Annotated in this window: 18 protein-coding genes and 1 tRNA gene; 14 read left to right on the top strand and 5 right to left on the bottom strand. The window is 71.6% G+C overall.

All coding sequences use genetic code 11. The features are described from left to right. Positions 1-58 precede the first annotated feature (58 nt). From IM778_RS09440 to IM778_RS09410, 7 genes are all read left to right on the top strand, one after another. Complete coding sequence (locus IM778_RS09440) at positions 59-1663, top strand: carboxyl transferase domain-containing protein (protein ID WP_194408661.1); 1605 nt, start codon at positions 59-61, stop codon at positions 1661-1663. After that, positions 1660-3723: an ATP-binding protein gene (locus tag IM778_RS09435; RefSeq protein WP_420488827.1), complete on the top strand. Its 2064-nt coding sequence runs from the start codon at positions 1660-1662 to the stop codon at positions 3721-3723. Before IM778_RS09440 ends, IM778_RS09435 begins: the two co-directional genes overlap by 4 nt. A 15-nt stretch (positions 3724-3738) precedes the next feature. Continuing rightward, positions 3739-4890, top strand: coding sequence for an acyl-CoA dehydrogenase family protein (locus IM778_RS09430; protein ID WP_194408660.1), 1152 nt, complete (start codon positions 3739-3741; stop codon positions 4888-4890). Positions 4891-4895: 5 nt separating this feature from the next. Further along, positions 4896-5396, top strand: a complete 501-nt coding sequence (locus IM778_RS09425) for a MaoC family dehydratase (protein WP_228484485.1) — start codon at positions 4896-4898, stop codon at positions 5394-5396. Further along, entirely contained in the window at positions 5393-6202 is an 810-nt protein-coding gene (locus tag IM778_RS09420) for an HpcH/HpaI aldolase/citrate lyase family protein (RefSeq protein WP_194408658.1), read from the top strand. The genes IM778_RS09425 and IM778_RS09420 overlap by 4 nt, the downstream gene beginning before the upstream one ends. 81 nt (positions 6203-6283) lie before the next feature. Further along, positions 6284-6742 carry an LpqB family beta-propeller domain-containing protein gene (locus IM778_RS09415; protein WP_194408657.1) on the top strand — a complete coding sequence of 153 codons (459 nt, stop codon included), beginning with the start codon at positions 6284-6286 and terminating at the stop codon, positions 6740-6742. After that, on the top strand, positions 6742-8397 hold the full coding sequence (locus IM778_RS09410; RefSeq protein ID WP_228484837.1) for a DUF5671 domain-containing protein: 1656 nt from the start codon (positions 6742-6744) through the stop codon (positions 8395-8397). Before IM778_RS09415 ends, IM778_RS09410 begins: the two co-directional genes overlap by 1 nt. A gap of 92 nt (positions 8398-8489) precedes the next feature. On the opposite strand, the gene IM778_RS09405 is transcribed toward IM778_RS09410, so the two are convergent. Next, positions 8490-9077: a helix-turn-helix domain-containing protein gene (locus IM778_RS09405; protein WP_194408656.1), complete on the bottom strand. Its 588-nt coding sequence runs from the start codon at positions 9075-9077 to the stop codon at positions 8490-8492. Between the two features lie 169 nt (positions 9078-9246). On the opposite strand from IM778_RS09405, the gene IM778_RS09400 reads away from it, so the two are divergent. Continuing rightward, positions 9247-10812 (top strand): MFS transporter, encoded by a 1566-nt coding sequence (locus tag IM778_RS09400; RefSeq protein ID WP_194408655.1) that lies wholly within the window; start codon positions 9247-9249, stop codon positions 10810-10812. 26 nt (positions 10813-10838) lie between these two features. Here the strand turns inward: IM778_RS09400 and IM778_RS09395 are convergent, their stop codons facing one another. Beyond that, positions 10839-11444 carry a histidine phosphatase family protein gene (locus IM778_RS09395; RefSeq protein WP_194408654.1) on the bottom strand — a complete coding sequence of 202 codons (606 nt, stop codon included), beginning with the start codon at positions 11442-11444 and terminating at the stop codon, positions 10839-10841. A gap of 42 nt (positions 11445-11486) precedes the next feature. Further along, positions 11487-12344, bottom strand: a complete 858-nt coding sequence (locus IM778_RS09390) for a Sir2 family NAD-dependent protein deacetylase (RefSeq protein WP_420488826.1) — start codon at positions 12342-12344, stop codon at positions 11487-11489. 74 nt (positions 12345-12418) lie between these two features. Between IM778_RS09390 and IM778_RS09385 the strand changes: the two genes are divergently transcribed. Continuing rightward, on the top strand, positions 12419-13222 hold the full coding sequence (locus IM778_RS09385; RefSeq protein ID WP_194408652.1) for a TrmH family RNA methyltransferase: 804 nt from the start codon (positions 12419-12421) through the stop codon (positions 13220-13222). A gap of 13 nt (positions 13223-13235) precedes the next feature. On the opposite strand, the gene IM778_RS09380 is transcribed toward IM778_RS09385, so the two are convergent. Continuing rightward, positions 13236-13925, bottom strand: a complete 690-nt coding sequence (locus IM778_RS09380; RefSeq protein WP_194408651.1) for an SDR family oxidoreductase — start codon at positions 13923-13925, stop codon at positions 13236-13238. A 1-nt stretch (position 13926) separates the two neighbouring features. Next, positions 13927-14787, bottom strand: a complete 861-nt coding sequence (locus IM778_RS09375) for an SGNH/GDSL hydrolase family protein (protein ID WP_194408650.1) — start codon at positions 14785-14787, stop codon at positions 13927-13929. 231 nt (positions 14788-15018) lie between these two features. Between IM778_RS09375 and IM778_RS09370 the strand changes: the two genes are divergently transcribed. The 5 genes from IM778_RS09370 to IM778_RS09350 all read left to right on the top strand — a co-directional run bounded on the left by IM778_RS09370 (position 15019) and on the right by IM778_RS09350 (position 20578). Continuing rightward, positions 15019-16818 carry a DEAD/DEAH box helicase gene (locus tag IM778_RS09370; RefSeq protein WP_194411806.1) on the top strand — a complete coding sequence of 600 codons (1800 nt, stop codon included), beginning with the start codon at positions 15019-15021 and terminating at the stop codon, positions 16816-16818. Positions 16819-17090: 272 nt separating this feature from the next. Next, positions 17091-18179, top strand: coding sequence for a VIT1/CCC1 transporter family protein (locus IM778_RS09365; protein ID WP_194408649.1), 1089 nt, complete (start codon positions 17091-17093; stop codon positions 18177-18179). A gap of 81 nt (positions 18180-18260) precedes the next feature. Then, a tRNA-Leu gene (locus IM778_RS09360) sits at positions 18261-18345 on the top strand. Positions 18346-18404: 59 nt separating this feature from the next. Then, a complete protein-coding gene (locus tag IM778_RS09355; RefSeq protein WP_194408648.1) occupies positions 18405-19700 on the top strand; it encodes a M20/M25/M40 family metallo-hydrolase in 1296 nt (431 codons plus the stop codon). 56 nt (positions 19701-19756) lie between these two features. Then, positions 19757-20578 carry an undecaprenyl-diphosphate phosphatase gene (locus tag IM778_RS09350; protein WP_194408647.1) on the top strand — a complete coding sequence of 274 codons (822 nt, stop codon included), beginning with the start codon at positions 19757-19759 and terminating at the stop codon, positions 20576-20578. Positions 20579-20585 lie beyond the last annotated feature (7 nt).

The following is a 20585-nucleotide window of genomic DNA, read 5'->3' as shown; positions in this document are numbered from 1 at the left end:
GCCGAGACAACGGGCGTGATCCGATCGTGACGTCGACGATCATGCGCGAGGGAGCGAAATGAGCGGGCTGACGACGGCTGTGGTGCACGACGAGGTGTTCGAGCGCACGCAGGGCGCGCAGCAGGAGCTGGCCCGGCGCCTGCGCGAGCGGCTGGCCGAGATCGCCCTCGGAGGACCGGCAGCGTCACGCGAACGCCACGTGGCCCGAGGCAAGCTGCTGCCGCGCGACCGCGTCGCGCGCCTGCTCGACGAGGGGAGCCCCTTCATCGAGGTCGCGCCGCTGGCCGCCGAGGGACTGTACGGCGGCGACGCGCCCGCTGCGGGCGTGATCGCGGGCATCGGGCTCGTGCACGGCCGGCACGTCATGGTGGTCTGCAACGACGCCACCGTCAAGGGCGGGACGTACTACCCGATGACGGTGAAGAAGCATCTCCGCGCCCAGGAGGTCGCGTTCGAGAACCGGCTGCCGTGCGTGTACCTCGTGGACTCGGGCGGGGCGTTCCTGCCCATGCAGGACGAGGTGTTCCCCGACCGCGACCACTTCGGGCGCATCTTCTTCAATCAGGCGCGGCTGTCGGCCGCGGGGATCCCGCAGATCGCCGCGGTGCTCGGCTCCTGCACCGCCGGCGGCGCGTACGTGCCGGCGATGAGCGACGAGACCGTCATCGTCCGCAACCAGGGCACGATCTTCCTCGGCGGTCCGCCGCTCGTGAAGGCGGCGATCGGCGAAGTCGTGACCGCTGAGGAACTCGGCGGGGGAGAGCTCCACGCACGCCGGTCCGGTGTCGTCGACCACCTGGCAGAGGACGACGAGCATGCCCTCGAGATCGTGCGCGACATCGTCGCCACCCTGCCGCTGCCCGAGGCCCCGGCGTGGGATGTCGTGCCGAGCGTGCCTCCGGCCGTCGATCCGTCCGACCTGTACGGAGTCGTCCCCGTCGACGTCAACCAGCCGTACGACGTGCGCGAGGTGATCGCGCGGCTCGTGGACGGCAGCGAGTTCCACGAGTTCAAGCGCGAGTACGGCGAGACCCTGGTGACCGGGTTCGCGCGCATCCACGGGCACCCGGTGGGCATCGTCGCCAACAACGGCGTGCTGTTCAGCGAGTCCGCGCAGAAGGGCGCCCACTTCATCGAGCTGTGCGACCAGCGGGGCACGCCGCTGCTGTTCCTGCAGAACATCTCCGGCTTCATGGTGGGGCGGGATGCCGAGGCCGGCGGCATCGCCAAGGACGGGGCCAAGATGGTCACGGCCGTCGCCACGACCCGCGTGCCGAAGCTGACCGTCGTGATCGGCGGATCCTTCGGCGCCGGCAACTATTCGATGTGCGGACGCGCCTACTCGCCGCGCTTCCTGTGGACGTGGCCGGCGAGCCGCATCTCGGTCATGGGCGGCGCGCAGGCGGCATCCGTCCTCTCGACCGTCAAGCGCGATCAGCTCGAGGCTCGCGGCGAGGAGTGGTCCTCCGACGCGCAGGCCGAGTTCGAGGCGCCGATCCGCGCACAGTACGAGGAGCAGGGGAGCCCGTACTACGCGACGGCGCGGCTCTGGGACGACGGCGTCGTCGATCCCCTCGACACCCGTGACCTGCTCGGACTCGCGCTCGATGTCGTCTCGCGCACCCCCCTGCCCGAACCGCGCTTCGGCGTCTTCCGGATGTGAGTCCCGTGGCTTCCGACACCCCGCCCTTCTCCACAGTGCCCTTCTCCACAGTGCCCTTCTCCGCAGTGCTCGTGGCCAACCGCGGCGAGATCGCCCGCCGCGTCATCCGGACGCTCCGGCGGCTCGGCATCCGTTCCGTCGCGGTGTACAGCGATGCGGACGCCGACGCGCCGCACGTGCGCGAGGCCGACGATGCCGTGCGCATCGGACCCGCGGCCGCCTCGGCGTCGTACCTCTCCATCGACGCCGTGATCGCGGCCGCGCGCGAGAGCGGTGCCGAGGCGATCCACCCCGGCTACGGCTTCCTCTCCGAGAACGTCGGGTTCGCGCGCGCGTGCGCCGCGGCCGGCATCGTGTTCATCGGACCGGGGGAGCGGGCCCTCGAGGTGATGGGCGACAAGATCCGCTCGAAGGAGCACGTCATCGGCCACGGCGTGCCGACGGTGCCCGGCTTCAGCGCCGCCGGCCTGACGGATGCCGAGATCGCCGCCGCCGCGGAGGCGACGGGGTACCCGCTTCTCGTCAAGCCGTCTGCCGGCGGCGGCGGTAAGGGGATGCAGGTCGTCCGATCGGCGACGGAGCTGCCGGAGGCTCTCGCGACCGCGCGCCGGGTGGCCGGCGCCGCGTTCGGCGACGACACCCTCCTCCTCGAACGCCTCATCGAACGACCGCGGCACATCGAGGTGCAGGTGCTCGCCGACTCGCATGGCGCGGTGATCCACCTCGGCGAGCGCGAGTGCACGCTGCAGCGCCGTCATCAGAAGGTCATCGAGGAGGCGCCCTCGCCGGTGGTGGATGCCGCGACCCGGGCGCGCCTCGGAGCTGCCGCGTGCGCGGCGGCCGCGAGCGTCGACTACCGCGGTGCGGGCACGGTCGAGTTCCTCGTCGCCGGCGACCGGCCCGACGAGTTCTTCTTCATCGAGATGAACACCCGGCTCCAAGTCGAGCATCCGGTCACCGAGCTCGTCACGGGCATCGACCTCGTGGAGCAGCAGCTGCTGATCGCCGCCGGCCGGCCGCTCGCATTGGCGCAGGACGAGATCCGCCTCGACGGTCATGCGATCGAGGCGCGCGTGTACGCCGAGAGTCCCGAGCGCGGCTTCCTCCCGGCGACGGGGGACGTGCTGGTGTGGCGGCCCGCCGAGGGTGTGCGGACGGATGCCGCGGTCGAGTCCGGCAGCGTCGTCTCGGCGGACTACGACCCGATGATCGCCAAGGTGATTGCGCACGGCGCCGATCGTGGGCAGGCGCTGGAGCGTCTCGACGCGGCGCTGGCCGAGACGGTGCTGCTCGGCGTCGACACGAACATCGGCTTCCTGCGGGAGCTGCTCGCCGAGCCCGCGGTGCGCGCCGGCGACATGGACACGGGCTTGATCGACCGGATGCCGCCCTCCTCGGCCCCCGAGCCGACGTCGACCGCCCTCGCCGCGGCCGCAGCCGCCCGGCGGGATCGGCGGGACGAGACCCGCGCGGTCGCCGCGAGCGCCCTCTGGCGAGCGCGTTCGGGCTGGCGCGCCGGCGCTCCCGCTGCGCCGGCCACCGTTGCGGTGGAATCCGAGTCCGGGGAGATCGCCACCGTTCCCGCGCCCTTCGTCGGGCCGGTGGCGGGAGTGGCGGCAAGCCCTCTCCCGGATGCCCGCGTGATCGGTCACTCTGACGAGGTGGGCGCCAGCGTCGACGTGGCGGTCGACGGCGACGGCTGGGTCTGGGTGCACGCCGACGGCGCGACCCACCGCCTGCGCCCTCTCACCCGCCGGCAGGCGATGGAGAAGCGGCTCGCCGCGCGCGAGCGCGACGCCGCCGCCACCGACCCCGAACTGCGTGCGCCCATGCCGGGCGCCGTGGTCGCCCTCCACGTCGCCGACGGCGCGACAGTCGCTGCGGGGGACCGCATCGTCAGCATCGAGGCGATGAAGATGGAGCACCCCGTCATCGCCCCGCATGGTGGTGTCGTGCGCCTCGACGTCGCCACCGGCGAACAGGTGCGCCGCGACCAGGTGCTCGCCCACGTCTCACCCTCGACCGACCCTGCCCACGAGGCATCCGTCACCCCCTCCTGACCCACAGAGGAAGCCATGGACCACCACAACCTGACCGACGACGAGCGCGAGCTCGCCCGCATGGTGCGCGATTTCGCCGACGAGGTCGTCGCCCCGCAGGCCTACGAGGCCGACCGCACGAAGACGCTGCCGATGGACGTCGTGGCGCAGATGGGCGAACTGGGCCTTTTCGGCCTGCCGTTCCCCGAGGAGTACGGCGGGCAGGGCGGCGACTACTTCGCCCTGTGCCTCGCGATCGAGGCGCTCGGCCGCGTCGACCAGTCGATCGCGATCACGCTCGAGGCCGGGGTGAGCCTCGGCGCGATGCCGGTGTTCCGCTTCGGCACCGAGGAGCAGAAGCAGGAGCTCCTGCCCGATCTCCTTGCCGGAAAGGCGCTGGCAGGCTTCGGTCTCACCGAGCCGGAAGCCGGCTCGGACGCCGGCGCCACCCGCACGACGGCGAAGCTCGACGGCGGCGAATGGGTCATCAACGGCTCGAAGCAGTTCATCACCAACTCCGGCACCGACATCACGCGCTTCGTCACCGTCACGGCGGTCACCGGCGAGCAGGGCGGCCGCAAGGAGATCTCGACGATCATGGTGCCGACGGGCACCCCCGGATTCACCGTCGAGCCGGGCTATGACAAGGTCGGCTGGCACGCCTCCGACACCCACCCCCTCACGTTCCAGGATGTGCGCGTGCCCGAGGGCAACCTCATCGGCGAGCGCGGGCGGGGGTTCGCGAACTTCCTCCACATCCTCGACGAGGGCCGCATCGCGATCGCCGCGCTCTCGACCGGTGCGGCGGAGGGATGCCTCGAGGCCGCCGTCGACTACGCGAAGAAGCGCACCGTGTTCGGCGACGCGCTCGCCACGCGCCAGGGCATCCAGTTCCTCCTCGCCCGCATGCAGCTGCGCGTGCACAACGCGCGCCTGGCGTGGCACCATGCCGCACGTCTGCGCGATGCCGGCAAGCCCTTCAAGACCGAGGCCGCGATCGCCAAGCTGACGGCGAGCGACGCTGCGATGGACAACGCCCGCGACGCGACGCAGGTGTTCGGCGGCAACGGGTTCATGAACGAGTACCCGGTCGCTCGCCACTACCGCGACTCGAAGATCCTCGAGATCGGCGAGGGCACGAACGAGGTGCAGCTGCTCGTCATCGCCCGATCGCTCGGAGTAGCGTGACTCGGGTGAGCGACAGCGGCCAGACCAGAGAGATCGTGCAGCGAGGGCTCTACTTCGACGAGCTCGAGGTCGGTGCGCGCTACGCCCACCGCCCCGGTCGCACCGCCACCGAGGCCGACAACGTGCTGTTCTCGTCGCTCACCATGAACAGCCAGGCGCTGCATCTGGATGCCGCCTACTCCGAGTCCCAGCCGTTCGGGCAGCGGCTGATGAACTCGATGTGGACGCTGTCGACGATGGTCGGGGCATCCGTCTCGCAGATCACCCAGGGCACTCTCGTGGCGCAGCTCGGCCTCACCGACATCGCGTTCCCCGCACCGCTGTTCCACGGCGACACGCTCTATACCGAGACGGAGGTCGTCGACAAGCGTCTGTCGTCCTCGCGGCCCGGCCAGGGCATCGTGACCCTGCGCCACACCGGCCGCAATCAGCGTGGCGAGGTCGTCGCCACCGCGACCCGCGTGGCGCTCATGTGGCGCAGCCCCGACACGAAGGAGCAGCCGTGACGTTCGACCTCGGCCCCGCCCTCCTCTTCTGCCCGGCCGACCGGCCCGAGCGGTACGCGAAGGCGCTCGAGCGCGCCGACGCCGTGATCCTCGATCTCGAGGATGCGGTGGCCGCCGCCGACAAGACCGCGGCTCGCGGCCACCTCATCGAGTCCGAGCTCGACCCGGCTCGCGTGATCGTGCGCGTGAACCCGCCCGGGACCGACGACTTCGTGTCGGACCTCGCCACGCTCTCGCAGACGGACTACCGACGCATCATGGTCGCCAAGTCCGAATCGCCCAAGCGTCTGCGCAAGATCGACCAGCGCTTCGAGCTCGTCGCGCTGTGCGAGACGGCCAAGGGGGTGTCGCAGGCCGAGCGCATCGCCGAGCTGCCGAACGTCTCAGCGCTCATGTGGGGTGCCGAAGACCTCGTGGCGAGCATCGGCGGCACCTCGAGCCGCAAGCCCAACGGACGCTATCGCGACATCGCCCGCTACGCCCGTTCTCGCGTGCTGCTTGCGGCGGGCGCACGCGGCAAGGCGGCGATCGACGCGGTGCACCTCGACATCCACGACACCCGGCGACTGGCGATCGAGGCAGCGGATGCCGCGGCATCCGGTTTCACGGCCACCGCCTGCATCCACCCCGGTCAGGTCACGATCATCCGCGACGCGTACCGGCCGAGCGACGAGGCCGTCGCCTGGGCGGCGGGCGTGCTCGCCGCTGCCGAGGGGGAGCGGGGCGTGTTCACGTACGAGGGGCGCATGGTCGACGAGCCGGTGCTCCGGCACGCGCGCGGGGTGCTGCGGCGCGCGGAGCGATGACGGTGCACCGCCGCGGAGCCACGTCGAGGGTGGGCCGGGCGAGGTACTGACATCCCGGCCGTCTGGCGGCAAGATGTCCCCATGAGCGAAGACGCCGGCCCGTCGCGGGTGTTCCTGTGGGCGCTGCTGGCCGTGATGGGGCTGGTCGTCGTGGTCGCGCTGATCGTCGTCTTCGCACGGGGCGGGACGACGCAGTTCGACCCCGAGACGCCCGAGGGCGTCGTGCAGCGCTACGCGCAGGCTGTCAGCGACGGAGACGTGCGCACGGCGCTGACGTACCTGGCGCCCGAGATCGCGGACTCGTGCGAGCGTGTGCACCCGGGCACCGAGGATCACCGGATGACGCTCGTCGACACCACCGAGCGCGACGGCACTGCGCGCGTGGAGGTGATCGTCGCGACGATCTATGGATCGGGCCCGCTCGGCGCCGACGAATATCAGAGCGAGGAGGCCTTCGACCTCGTGCGCGAGGACGGATCGTGGTTCATCGAGACGGCGCCGTGGCAGTTCACCGTCTGCATCGAGAGCGGGCAGCGGTGATGTCCGGATCCCCGCCGCCGGCCGCCTCGGCCGGGCTCCGGACCGCCGCGCCGCACGGTCGCGGCGCGCAGGCCGTCATCCGTCGCATCATCCTCTTCGCCCTCCTGTTCGCGCTCGTCACGATCGCCGCGTCGGGACTCAGCGGACTCCTCGAACGCGCCATCGGTGCCGGCGGCGTGCTGGTCGACACCGGCGCCGGCCTCGCGCTCGCGCTCGCGTTCGCGCTGATCGGCGCGCCGTTGGCCGCGGTGCTGTGGTGGTGGCTGCGCCGTCGCCTCGCCGACCCCTTCGAGCGCGCGTCGCTGGTGTGGGCGCTGTACCTGACGGCGATGACCCTGACCGCGCTCATCGTGGCGACGCTCTCCCTCGGGTCCGCGGCCGCCGCCGGCGTCGACGGGCGGTGGCGGCCGGGAGAGCTTGCGACCGGATTGGTATGGGCAGGGGTGTGGCTCTGGCACCGGCAGATGCGCCGGAACGCCGCGAGCACCCCCACTCGGCTCGTCGACGTGCCGGTCTCACTGTCGGCGCTGTTCGGACTCGTGGTCGCGGCATCCGGTGCCGTCTCGGCGCTCGCGGCGCTGCTGTCGGAGGCTCTCTCGGGTGTCGCACCCGTGCTCATCGCGTCGGAGCACTGGGCGGTGCCGGTCCTGCGGGGCCTGGTGTGGCTCGCCCTCGGCGCACTCGAGTGGTGGTGGCATTGGTTCCGCGAGGGGGCGCGCCGCGCGCCGGGCGCCTTCGCGGCGGTGCTGCTGGTCATCGTCATCGGCGCGTCGGCGGCGACCGCCCTCTTCTCGCTCGGCACCGTCGTCTTCGTGCTGTTGCGGGTGCTCTTCGACACCGACCCCCTCGCCGAAGTGCTGGCGCCGATGGATGTCGCGGTCTCCGCCGTGCTCGTCGGCGCATTCGTGTGGGTTTACCACGCCTCCGTGCTCGCGGCGAGGTCCGAGCGGGTGCGCGGCGCAGGACGTCTCGTGGTCTCGGCGATCGCCTTGATCGGCGCGGCAAGCGGATTCGGCGTGGTCGTCAACGCGCTGCTCGCGGCGGTCGGCCCGGCTCTCGTCGACGACGACCCGCGCACGCTTCTGCTCGGCGGCATCAGCGCGCTGGTCGTGGGAGTGCCGGCGTGGGTGATCGCGTGGCGTCCGGCACGGACGGTGACGACGGCGGATGCCGCGGACCCCGCTCGCCGCGTCTACCTGATCGTCGTGTTCGGGGCGAGCGCCGTCGTCGGGCTCGTGACACTGCTCATCATCGGGTACCGGCTGTTCGAGTTCCTTCTCGACGCCGGGGGCGCCGCGGGACTCCTGGAGCGCATCCGCGCGCCCCTCGGGCTGCTGAGCGCGACGGCGGTCGTGTTCGGCTATCACTTCGCGATCTGGCGCCGCGACCGCGCGCTCGCGCCTGCCGCGGCGCCCCCCGATGTCATCGGCCGCGTGATCCTCGTGGCGGGCGACGATGCGGACGAACTCGCCCGGCGGATCCGGTCGGCGACAGGTGCCGCGGTCACGGTGTGGCGCGCAGCGGCTGCGGACGGTCCGACGACCGATGCGGACGCCGCCGCCGTCGTTCACGCGCTCGACGGCCTCGCCGCTGCGCGCGTCCTCGTCGTCACATCGTCCGGCGGCGCGCCGCAGGTGGTGCCGCTCGCAGACTGACCGTCGATCATTCCCCTGCGGCGCGCGGCTCAGCGGTCCCGCTTGCGGCTGCGACACAGCGCACCGTGCGTGACGCGGAGCGCTGAACGGCTCTAGCGGCGAGTGGTCACCGCGCGGACGTGAGCGCGCTGACCCTGGCGTCCGACGAGGCTGAGGTATTCGACGGGCCCGGCGCTGGTCGCACCGAACCAATGCGGGATTCGGGTGTCGAACTCGGCGGCCTCTCCGGCGTGGAGGAGCAGATCGTGGTCGCCGAGGATGAGGCGCAGCGTTCCGTTGAGCACGTACGCCCAATCGTGTCCCTCATGGGTGTGCAGGTCGGGCACGGCGTCGTCACTGCCTGTGGGGAGGACGAACTTGAAGGCCTGGATGCCTCCTGGCCGGCGTGTGAGCGGGATGATGACGGACCCGTCGGAACACGACACCGGGCGCAGGTCTACGCGAGGGTCGGCGGTACGCGGCGCGTCGACGAGCGAGTCGATCGTGACACCGTAGTAGCGCGCCAGCGGTAGGAGCTGCTCCAGCGTCGGTCGCCGCAACCCCGCCTCGAGCCGGGACAGCGTGCTGGCCGAGACGCCGATCTCCGCGGCCAGCGTGGTCAGGGTGACGTCGCGGTGGAGCCGCAAACGCTTGAGACGTGGTCCGACGGCGTCGAGGGTCTGATCGGTGGCGTTGCCCATGACGTCCACTTTGCCATTCGGCAAATATGTTTGCCACCTTGTCGGATGCGAAGTGATCCTGGTTCAGGCAGCACGAGCGACGGCATCCCACGTCGACGCGGCCGACCTCCTTCTCGACGTGCGTCGGACCCGACCCCGACGCCGCATCACTGCAAAGGACCTCGCAAGCATGACCTCCACCTCTTCTGCGAACACAAACGAGGACGCGCCGATCGTCGACGACCCGCGTCGACGCCGCGCGATTCTCTGGGCCGTCTGCATCGCCTTGATGGCTGTCGTCGCGTCGGTCTCCGGCCTCAACGTCGCGCAGCCACAGCTGGCGACGACGTTCGACGCCTCACAGGGCGAGGTGCTCTGGATCATCAACACGTATGTCCTCACCCTCGCAGCCCTCCTGCTGCCTCTCGGGTCCGCCGGCGACCGCCTGGGGCGCAAGCCCGTGCTCATCGCAGGACTCGTCGTGTTCGGTGTTGCCAACATCGTGGCCGCCGGAGCGCCTGTCATCGAGATCATGCTCGCCGCGCGCGCGCTCAGCGGCGTCGGTGCGGCGATGATCATGCCCGTCACCCTCGCAGTGATCACTTCCTCGTTCCCCGACGAGGCGCGCGCGAAGGCGATCGGTATGTGGACCGCTGTCGCCGGCGGGGGCGGCATCCTGGGCATGTACCTCTCTGCAGTGCTGGTGGACGTCGCGAGCTGGCGATGGCTGTTCGCCCTCCCCGTCGTGCTCACCGTCGCCGCGGTGCTCCTCGGTCTCCGCGCGGTGCCGAACTCCCGCGCGGCCGCCCCGGGCAGGTTCGACGTGCTCGGCGCTCTCACGTCGATCATCGCCACCGTGGGCCTCACCTTCGCACTGCATGAGGCGCCCACGCTCGGCTGGAGCGCCCCGATCGTCCTCCTCTCCCTCGCGACAGCTGTGGTCGCCATCGTCGTGTTCATCCTGTGGGAGCTGCACGCCTCGTTCCCGCTGCTGGACGTCCGGTACTTCCGCACCAGAGGGCTGTCGTCAGGCACGACGCTGCTGCTCGTCCTGTTCGGCATCCAGGGCGGCGTCTCGCTCGTGCTCTACCCGTACTTCCAGGTGGTCCTGGGTTGGACCGCGCTGCTGGCCACCCTCGGCCTCATGCCGATGGCCCTGGTGATGATGCTCGCCTCCGCTCTCGCACCACGGCTCGTCAGCAGGATCGGGGCCCGCGCAGCGATGGTCATCGGACTGAGTCTCGCCACCCTCGGCCTCGCGCTCATGGCTGTCCTCGTGTCAGTCACCGGGGGGTACCTCCCGGTCCTGCCGGGTCTCATCACCATGGGTCTGGGAGCCGGGCTCGCGATGACTCCGTCGACGGAGGCGATCACGTCCTCGCTCCCACGGGCGCGGCAGGGCGTGGCCTCCGCGCTCAACGACCTCACCCGCGAACTCGGCTCTGCACTGGGCATCGCGCTCCTCGGGGGAGTCCTGATCGCCGGTTACCAGAGCTCCATCGGAGATCGCCTCGACGGCGTGCCGGCAGACCTCGCCGGCGCGGCGCGGGATGGCATCGCCAATGCCGCCGAGGTCAGCCATCGAGCAGGGTCACACGCGGAGCAGATCCTCACGGCCGCGCAGGACGCGTTCGTCGCCGGATGGCAGCAGGCCATGTGGGCGGGTGTCGCCGTCATGGGGGTGCTCGTGCTCGTCATCGCCCTTCGCGGGCCGCGAGCGGAGCCTGAGCCGCAGTACGAGCCGAGTGCGGAGTGAGGACCCCGGATCGGCGCGGCAGGCGGTCAGGCGACGAGGCCGGCGTACGCGACGAGCCGCAGGTGGTCGCGCTCGTAGACGAAGTCGTGGGCCGAGCCGTTCAGCAGGCGCTCGCCGGCCGGCGGGAGCGCGCCGGCGGTGGCGTGGCGCATCATCTCGCGCATGAACGCGCCATGGCTGACGACGATCAGCGAGGCGGCGGCCGGGGCCGTCGCGCGCCGGTGATCCCGCACGGCCCGGCCGAGGGCCGCGATGCCGCGTGCCCGCAGCTCGGGCCAGGGCTCCGCTCCGGGCACCTCGGCGGTGTACCAGTCGCCCCAGCGCTCGCGGAACTCGTCGACGCCGACGCCCTCGGCCTCGCCGTACGAGCGTTCACGCAGTCCTCGGTACTGGCGCGGGGCGCCGATCCCGAGTTCGGTCGCGATGATCTCGGCGGTCTCGCGTGCGCGGGCCAGGTCGCTCGAGGCGATCGAGACCGGAAGGCCGAGATCGATCCGGTCGCGCAGCAGCGCCGCCGTCGCGCGCGCTTGCGCGCGGCCGGTGTCGTTGAGGGGGATGTCGGTCGACCCCTGGATCCGGCGGTCGCGGTTCCAGTCGGTCTCGCCGTGGCGGATCAGGGTCAGCGCTGTCACCCTGCGAGCCTACCCAGCCGACCTGGGGGACAGCCCGAGACGTCAATCCAGCGGTGGCAGCGACTCGGCGAGCGCGCGCAGGACCTCGCTCGCGCCCGCGTTGATCTTGACGGTCGCACGCGTGTCGCCGCGGGTGTCGCCGCGGTTGACGATGACGACCGGCATCCGGCGCCGCCGAGCGCGTTCGAGCAGGCGGATGCCGGAATTGACGACGAGCGACGATCCCGCCACGACGAGCCCTTCGCTCGCGTGGACCAGCTGTTCGGCCTCGCGGAACTTCTCGGCGGGGATGAACTCGCCGAAGAACACGACGTCGGGCTTGAGAACCCCGCCGCAGACGCTGCACGCCGGGATGCGGAACCCCTCGACGCTCTCGGGGAGCACGTCTCCGTCCGGGCCGAGGGCGACGTTCTCGGGCACCGAGATCCACGGGTTCTCGTGCTCGACGCGCTGCGCGAGGTCTCGGCGGTCGAACACCTGACCGCAGTGGCTGCAGAACACGCGACGCATGGTGCCGTGCAGCTCGACGACCCGACGGCTGCCGGCGCGCACGTGCAGGCCGTCGACGTTCTGAGTCACGACGCCCGACGCGATCCCGCGGGACTCGAGGTCGGCGAGCGCACGGTGGCCGGGGTTGGGCTGGGCAGCGGCGAACGCCCGCCACCCCAGGTGGCTGCCCACCCAGTAGCGCTGTCGCGCGGCCTCGCTCGAGAAGTACTGCTCCACGGTCATCGGCGTGCGCACCGGCGCGCCTGTGCCGCGATAGTCGGGGATGCCGGAATCGGTCGACACGCCGGCGCCGGTCAGCACCGCGATGCGGCGTCCGGCAAGCGCCGACACTGCGGCGGCCACGGCATCCGTCGTCTGCGCGTCGAACGCGGTCCCGATCGTGGTCGTCACGTGGCGCACCCCCTCGCGTCGAGTGTAGGCCCGGCGGTTTTCGGGCATGTTACGTGTTCTGCGAAAGTGAGACGGTGACGATCGAACGCATCTCGGACGCCTCGGACGAGCGCCTCGCGGACTACCGCGACCTGACGGATGTCGCACTGCGGCGTGTGCTGGAGCCCGAGGGAGGCCTGTACATCGCCGAGTCGGCGAAGGTGATCGGCCGAGCGCTCGCTGCGGGCCATCGCCCGCGGTCGATCCTGGTGCAGGAGAAGTGGCTCGACGAGGTCCAGGAGCTCGTCGCCGACGCGTCCATCCCCATCTACGTCGTCGAGCCCGACATCGCGGAATCGCTGACCGGTTACGCCGTGCACCGCGGCGCGCTGGCTTCGATGCACCGGCCCGCCCTGCCGCCGGTCGCCGAGGTCGTCGCCGGCGCGAGGCTGGTCGTGGTGCTCGAAGACATCGTCGACCACACCAACGTCGGCGCGATCTTCCGCGCCGCGGCAGGACTCGGCGCCGATGCGGTGCTCGTGAGCCCGCGCTGCGCGGATCCGCTGTACCGCCGCAGCGTCCGGGTGAGCATGGGAACGGTGTTCCAGGTGCCGTGGACCCGGCTGCCGGAGTGGGGCGAGGCGCGTGGCGTGCTGCACGAGGCCGGGTTCGAACTCGCCGCGCTCGCGCTCGCCGACGACGCGGTGGGCCTTGATGCGTTCAGCGCGAGGCGTCCGGAGCGGGTGGCTCTGCTCCTCGGCGCCGAGGGCGACGGCCTGTCGCGCCGCGCTCTCGAGGTGGCCGACACGGTGGTGACGATCCCGATGGCGGGCGGCGTCGACTCGCTCAACGTCGCGGCTGCGAGCGCCGTGGCGCTGTGGGAGCTGCGCGCGCGGTGACCGCCGCGCCGCGTCAGGCGCCTGGGCGGACGGTGAGCTCGGTGAGCTCCGCGTCGCGCGGCAGGTCCAGCGCCGCGAGGATCGTCGTCGCGACGGAGGCGGGGTCGATCCACTGCGACGCGTCGTAGTCGGCGCCCTCCTGCTGGTGAACCTTCTGCTGCATCGGCGTCGCCGTGCGCCCCGGATACACGGTGGTGACGCGCACGCCGTTCGCCCGCTCCTCGGCACGCACGGCGTCGGCGAGGGCGCGCAACGCGAACTTGCTCGCCGCGTACGCGCCCCACTCGGGGCTCACGCGCAGCCCTGCGCCGGAGTTGACGAACACGATCTGGCCGCGCGCGGCGCGCAGCGCCGGCAGCATGAGCCGGGTGAGCTCCGCGGGCGACACTGCATTGACGTTCAGCTGCTGCTGCCAGGCCTTGACCGGCGTCTCGGCCACGGCGCCCAGTTCGACGACGCCGGCGACGTGGAGGAGCGAGTCCACGCGCGGCGGAACGCTCTGGTGGCCGAACGCCCACGACAGGCGCTCCGGCTCGGCGAGATCGCCGACCAGGGTCTGCGCGCCCGGGAATCGTCCGCGCAGCTGCGCGGCGCGCCCGGCGTCCCGCGCGAGCAGCCACAGCTCGTCGCCGCGCTCGGCGAGGCGCTGCGCGAGGACCTCGCCGATTCCGGACCCGGCACCCGTGATCACGTGGACGGCCATGTCAGTCCTCGTCCGCCTGCTGCGCGGCGTCGGGCGGCGACGTGAGCGTCGTCACCGGCGTCGGGTCGGGCCGCTTCGCCTTGATGTGGTCGCCCGAGGACTGGTGGCGCAGGCGCCGCAGCACCCATGGCACGAAGTACTCGCGGGCCCAGACGAGGTCGACCGCGCGCGCCTCGCGCCACGTGCGCATCGGGAGCGGGTCGGGCTGCATCGGCTGCAGGTCGTTGGGCACGTTGAGCGCCCGCAGCACCATGCGCGCCACCTCGTGATGCCCGAGCGCGTTGTAGTGCAGACGATCGTCGTCGAAGAAGCGCATGTCCTGCACCTCCTTGAGCGCCCACTGGTCGGCCACGATGCAGTCGTAGCGGTCGGCGATCGTCCGGATGTTCTCGTTGTAGATCGCCACCTTGCCCCGGATGCCGCGGAACACCGGGGTGAAGGCGGTGTCGATGCCGGTGAAGACGACGACCGTGGCGCCGTCGCGGGAGAGCCGCACCACGGCGTCCTCGAACAGCTGCGCGACCGCGTCGGGGTCGGAGCCGGGCCGGATCACGTCGTTGCCGCCCGCCGAGAACGTGACGAGGTCGGGCTTGAGGGCGACGGCGGGCTCCACCTGCTCGTCGACGATCTGCCGGATCAGCCGGCCGCGGATCGCCAGGTTGGCGTACGCGAAATCGTCCACCTGCTGCGACAGCACCTCGGCGACCCGGTCGGCCCAGCCGCGGAAGCCGTTGGGCGACGCCGGCTCGGCGTCGCCGACACCCTCCGTGAACGAGTCGCCGATCGCGACGTACCGCCGCCACGGGTGCGGCCCGGCGTTGGGCACATACGGCGTGCGGGGATCCTGCTGTGTCGCTGACATCCGTCTTCCTCCGGCTCGTGACCGGTGCCCAGGGTACCGCGCGCAAGGGACAGGACGGATGACGTGGTGGGGCGACGGGGGGACGTCGGGTCTGTGAACTATGGTGGTGACTCGTTGTCCACGGGGGAGGTGTAATCGGTGACGGACGGAACCACGCTCGAATCAGCGCCCGCTTCCACCGAACACCACACGCCCGAGTCCCACGGCCCCGCCCGCGAGGGTGAGCCGCACATCGGCAGCTTCGCCGCGGAGCACCTGAGCCCGACGTACCCGCAGCGCGCCCCATGGGGCACGGCACAGCGTCTGCGAGCGTGGCAGGCCGAGGCGCTCGACCTGTACTTCTCGCTCGACGGGCCGGACGGCCCCGGCAGCGGCCCGCGCGACTTCCTGGCCGCGGCGACGCCCGGCGCCGGGAAGACGACGTTCGCCCTGCGCCTGGCGAGCGAGCTGCTGCGGCGCCGCGTGGTCGATCGCATCGTCGTCGTCGCCCCCACCGAGCACCTGAAGACCCAGTGGGCCGATGCGGCCGCGCGTGTCGGCATCCGTCTCGATCCCGCCTTCAGCAACCGGCACGTCGCCCCAGCGCGGCAGTATCACGGCGTCGCCGTCACATACGCGCAGGTCGCGGTGAAGGCATCCGTCCACCAGCGCCTCACGATGGACGCGCGCACGCTCGTGATCCTCGACGAGGTGCATCACGGCGGCGACGCGCTCAGCTGGGGCGACGCCCTGCGCGAGGCGTACGGCCGTGCGACGCGCCGCCTGCTGCTGTCGGGCACGCCGTTCCGCAGCGACACCGCGCCGATCCCGTTCGTCGAGTACCACCCCGACGCCAAGGGCATCCGCGTCTCGCGCACCGACTACGCCTACGGCTACGGGCGCGCGCTCGAAGACGGCGTCGTGCGTCCGGTGCTTTTCCTCGTCTACGCCGGGCACATGCGGTGGCGCACCAAGACCGGCGACGAGATGGAGGCCCAGCTCGGGCAGGACAACACGAAAGACATCACGTCGCAGGCCTGGCGCACCGCACTCGACCCCGACGGCGACTGGATCCCGGCCGTGCTGCGGTCGGCAGACCGGCGCCTGACCGAGGTGCGCGAGCACGTTCCGGATGCCGGAGGCCTGGTGATCGCGACCGACCAGACGGCCGCGCGCGCCTACGCCGCGATCCTGCAGCAGATCACCGGCGAGCAGCCCACGGTCGTGCTGTCGGACGAGGCCGAGGCGTCGAGCCGCATCGAGGAGTTCTCGAAGGGAACGAGCCGCTGGATGGTCGCCGTGCGCATGGTGTCGGAGGGCGTGGACGTACCGCGCCTCGCCGTCGGCGTATACGCCACGAGTGCGTCCACGCCGCTCTTCTTCGCCCAGGCGATCGGCCGCTTCGTGCGCGCCCGTCGCCGTGGCGAGACGGCGAGCGTGTTCCTGCCGAACGTGCCCCAGCTGCTCGCCCTGGCGAACGAGATGGAGCGCCAGCGCGATCACGCACTCGACCGCGACTCGGACGACGACGAGTGGAACGCCGAAGAAGACCTGATGGACGCCGCCGAGCGGGAGGACAAGGCGTCCGACGCGCTCACCGAGGAGTTCACCTACCAGGCGCTCGGCTCGCGCGCGCACTTCGATCGCGTGATGTACGACGGCAAGGAGTTCGGCCAGCTCGCGGTGCCCGGGACTCCCGAGGAGGAGGAGTTCCTCGGGCTGCCGGGGCTGCTCGAGCCCGAGCACGTGCACGAGCTGCTGATGCAGCGCCAGGCGCGCCAGAGCCGCCACCGCAGCGCCCGCGAGGCGAAGGAGGCGGCGGCTCCCGAGACGCAGGAGCCGGCGCTTCCGCAGGCGCTGCACCGCACACTCAAGGAGCAGCGGCAGCTGCTGAACAGCCTCGTCGGCCTCTACGCGCGTCAGTCCGGGGAGCCGCACGGCCTGGTCCACGCCGAGCTCCGCCGCATCTGCGGCGGCCCCGCGGTGTCGCACGCGACCGTCGCGCAGCTGCAGGCGCGTATCGACGTGCTGCGCAAGCGCGTGCACTCCTGACCCCGTCGCCGGGCGCGCCGAGACGCCCCGCATACCGGCGGGGTTCCTTCGAATCGCGGGGGCGCGTCGCCGCGCCGCCGCAGGAGGTGTGGGAGGAGCTCGTGCGAGCTCTCCTGCCCGGCGCCGGTCCGCGGCGACCTGCGGGGGAGCGGGCGGCCCTGGGCGCGGGCTGACGTTCGGAGCTCCGAAATGCTGGCAATCCTCGGCTCTGGCGCGTCGGTGCTCGGAGCGATGACTAGCGTGGACAGGTCCGATCCCGCCTGGAGGCCCCTGTGAGCGCGCCCGCCGCACCGACCGACCGCGACCGCCGCCGCTGGGCGCAGTATCTCGTCAACGAGCGTGCCGAGGCCCGCGTGTACCGAGATCTCGCCGACCGGCGCACCGGCGAGGAGCGCGAGATCCTGCTCGCCCTCGCGGAGGCCGAGGGACGACACGAGGCGCATTGGCTCGACCTCCTCGGCGGCACCCCGGGCAGGCTGCCGCGGCCGGACGCGCGCACGCGCCTGCTCGGATGGATGGCCAAGCGCTTCGGCTCGATCTTCGTGCTGGCTCTCGCGCAGAGTGCCGAGGCCCGTTCACCGTACGACGACGAGCCGTCCGCGACCGCCCGCATGGCTGCCGACGAGAAGATCCACCACGAGGTCGTCCGCGGCTTGGCCGCGCGCGGCCGGCGGCGCCTGTCGGGGACGTTCCGCGCCGCCGTGTTCGGCGCCAACGACGGCCTCGTCTCGAACCTCGCCCTCGTCATGGGCATCGGTGCGACCGGCGTCTCGAGTCAGTTCGTGCTCTTCAGCGGCATCGCCGGCCTGCTCGCCGGCGCGCTCTCGATGGGTGCCGGCGAGTTCGTCTCGGTGCGGTCGCAGCGCGAGCTGCTGGCGGCGACGGAGCCGAGCGACTACGCCGACGGTGCCATCCCTCACCTCGACATCGATGCCAACGAGCTCGCGCTCGTGTACCGCACACGGGGGATGCCGGAGGCCGAGGCCTCTGCGCGAGCTCGCCGCGTCGTCGAAGCCGCGCACGCCGCCGGCCAGGGGAGGGCCGACACCGGGCCCGTGGAGGTCGCCGCACACGGCGAGGTCGTGGGGAGTGCCTGGGGTGCGGCGCTGTCGAGCTTCCTGTTCTTCGCGTCGGGCGCGGTGATCCCCGTGCTGCCGTGGATCTTCGGTCTCTCGGGGGTCGCGGCCCTCGTCGTGGCGCTCGTGCTGGTGGGCGTGGCACTCATGGCGACGGGCGCCGCCGTCGGAGTCCTGTCCGGCGCGCCGCCGCTGCGGCGCGCACTGCGGCAGCTCGCGATCGGGTACGGTGCCGCCGCCGTGACATACCTGCTCGGACTGCTGTTCGGCGTGTCGCTCGCCTGACGCGCCCGGGGGTCGCCCGATTCGATCAAGGTCCGCCGACGTGGTAATGTCGTTCCTCGGTTGCGAAACCGAAATCCACCTGCGCGGGTGGCGGAATAGGTAGACGCGCTAGCTTGAGGTGCTAGTGCCCGTATAGGGCGTGGGGGTTCAAGTCCCCCCTCGCGCACAGTAGGTCGAAGGCCCCCGAAAGGGGGCCTTCGTCGTCGAGAGGATAGGTTTGACGGCATGCCCGAAGCCGAACTTCCCGAGGTCGCCGCCGTGGCGCGCGACCTGATCCGCTTCGACACCACCAACCACGGCGGAGGACGCGCCGCCGGTGAACGCGAGGCTGCCGAGTACGTCGGCGCCTACCTCGAGGGTGTCGGGCTCGAGCCCGAGTACTACGAGCCGATCCCGCGCCGCACCAACGTCATGGCGCGGGTGCCGGGACGGGACCGCGACAAGCCGGCCCTGGTGCTGCACGGCCATCTCGACGTCGTCCCGGCCATCGCCGAGGACTGGAGCGTCGATCCCTTCGCGGGCGTCGTGAAGGACGGCATGCTGTGGGGCCGTGGCGCGGTCGACATGAAGGACATGGACGCCATGATCCTCACGTCGGTCGCCGACATCCTGCGCGCCGGCGAGCAGCCCGAGCGCGATCTGGTGCTCGCGTTCTTCGCCGACGAGGAGAACGGCGGCGTCGAGGGGTCCGCCCTCGTGATCGAGAACCGTCCCGAGTGGTTCGCCGGGGCGACCGAGGCGATCAGCGAGGTCGGCGGATACTCCATCCCGATCGGCGACCAGCACGCCTACCTGCTCCAGGTGGGGGAGAAGGCGCTCGTGTGGATCCGGCTCGTCGCCCGCGGCCGCGCCGCGCACGGCTCGAGTCTCCACGCCGACAACGCGGTGACGCGGCTCGCCGAGGCCGTCGCGGCGCTCGGCCGCACGGCGTGGCCCGTGACGCTCACCGAGACGACCCGGCAGATGACCGAGGCCCTCGCCGCGCTCACCGGCCAGGCCACCGACGACCCCGACGCCGTCGCCGCCGCGACCGGCGCGGCATCCGGCTTCCTGCGCTCGACGCTGCGGACCACCACGAACCCCACCGGGCTCGTCGCCGGCTACAAGCACAACGTGATCCCCGACCGCGCCGAGGCCCTCGTCGACGTGCGTGTCCTCCCCGGCACCGAGGAGGCCGCTCTCGCCGACATCCGCCGCATCGTCGGCGACGGGATCGACGTGGAGGTCGTCCACCAGGACATCGGGCTCGAGTCGCCGTTCTCGGGCGATCTGGTGGACGCGATGGTGGGTGCGCTCGGTCGCCACGACCCCGGGGCCCCGGTGATCCCCTACCTGATGGGCGGCGGCACCGACAACAAGGCTCTCGCCGCGCTCGGCATCGCCGGCTACGGGTTCGCGCCCCTGCGGCTGCCCGCCGACCTCGACTTCACCGGCATGTTCCACGGCGTCGACGAGCGCGTCCCGATCGACGCGCTCGTCTTCGGCCGGACGGTGCTCACCGACCTCCTCCGCACGTACTGAAGACGCGACGGATGCCGCGCGCCGCGGCATCCGTCCCGTAGAGCTGAAAGGCGCCCATGCTTCTCGAGGCGATCATCCTCGGCTTCGTCCAGGGGCTGACCGAGTTCCTGCCGATCTCGTCGAGCGCGCACCTGCGCATCCTGGGAGAGTTCCTGCCGTCGGCGCAGGATCCGGGAGCCGCGTTCACCGCCATCACGCAGATCGGCACCGAGGCCGCGGTCGTCGTCTTCTTCTGGCGCGACATCGTCCGGATCATCTCGCACTGGTTCGGCGCCCTCTTCGGACGCATCCCGCGCAACGACCCCGACGCGAAGATGGGGTGGCTGATCATCGTCGGCAGCATCCCGATCGTCGTACTCGGACTGCTCTTCCAGGATCAGATCGAGACGACGCTGCGGTCGCTCTGGCTCGTCGCGGGCATGCTGATCTTCTTCGGCGTGCTGCTGGGGATCGCCGACCATGTCGGGGCGAAGAAGCGCAAGCTGCAGGACATCACCATCGGTCACGGCGTCGTGTTCGGCCTGGCGCAGTCGCTCGCGCTCATCCCGGGCGTCTCGCGATCCGGCGGCACGATCACGGCAGGACTCTTCCTGGGCTACGAGCGGTCCGCCGCGGCGCGCTACGCGTTCCTGCTCGCGATCCCGGCCGTGTTCGGCAGCGGCTTCTACCAGCTGTTCAAGAGCCTGGGGGAGCCGCGCGTCTTCACGCTGGGCGAGACGGCCGTCGCGACAGGCGTCGCCTTCGCCGTGGCGCTCGGAGTCATCGCGTTCTTCATGAACTGGATCTCCAAGCACAGCTTCCTGCCGTTCGTGGTCTACCGCGTGGCGCTCGGCTCGCTGCTGCTCGTGCTGCTGAGCGTGGGCGCCATCCAGCCGTAGACCTGCA

This window comes from Microbacterium cremeum (assembly GCF_015277855.1).
Classification (GTDB): Bacteria; Actinomycetota; Actinomycetes; order Actinomycetales; family Microbacteriaceae; genus Microbacterium; species Microbacterium cremeum.
This window is presented reverse-complemented; position numbering and strand designations above follow the sequence as displayed.

Excerpts from the sequence above, each read along its gene's own strand:
- IM778_RS09440 (WP_194408661.1), top strand. The coding sequence starts at position 59 with ATGAGCGGGCTGACGACGGCTGTGGTGCACGACGAGGTGTTCGAGCGC.
- IM778_RS09430 (WP_194408660.1), top strand. The coding sequence starts at position 3,739 with ATGGACCACCACAACCTGACCGACGACGAGCGCGAGCTCGCCCGCATG.
- IM778_RS09415 (WP_194408657.1), top strand. The coding sequence starts at position 6,284 with ATGAGCGAAGACGCCGGCCCGTCGCGGGTGTTCCTGTGGGCGCTGCTG.
- IM778_RS09410 (WP_228484837.1), top strand. The coding sequence starts at position 6,742 with ATGTCCGGATCCCCGCCGCCGGCCGCCTCGGCCGGGCTCCGGACCGCC.
- IM778_RS09405 (WP_194408656.1), bottom strand. The coding sequence starts at position 9,077 with ATGGGCAACGCCACCGATCAGACCCTCGACGCCGTCGGACCACGTCTC.
- IM778_RS09400 (WP_194408655.1), top strand. The coding sequence starts at position 9,247 with ATGACCTCCACCTCTTCTGCGAACACAAACGAGGACGCGCCGATCGTC.
- IM778_RS09380 (WP_194408651.1), bottom strand. The coding sequence starts at position 13,925 with ATGGCCGTCCACGTGATCACGGGTGCCGGGTCCGGAATCGGCGAGGTC.
- IM778_RS09375 (WP_194408650.1), bottom strand. The coding sequence starts at position 14,787 with ATGTCAGCGACACAGCAGGATCCCCGCACGCCGTATGTGCCCAACGCC.
- IM778_RS09355 (WP_194408648.1), top strand. The coding sequence starts at position 18,405 with ATGCCCGAAGCCGAACTTCCCGAGGTCGCCGCCGTGGCGCGCGACCTG.
- IM778_RS09350 (WP_194408647.1), top strand. The coding sequence starts at position 19,757 with ATGCTTCTCGAGGCGATCATCCTCGGCTTCGTCCAGGGGCTGACCGAG.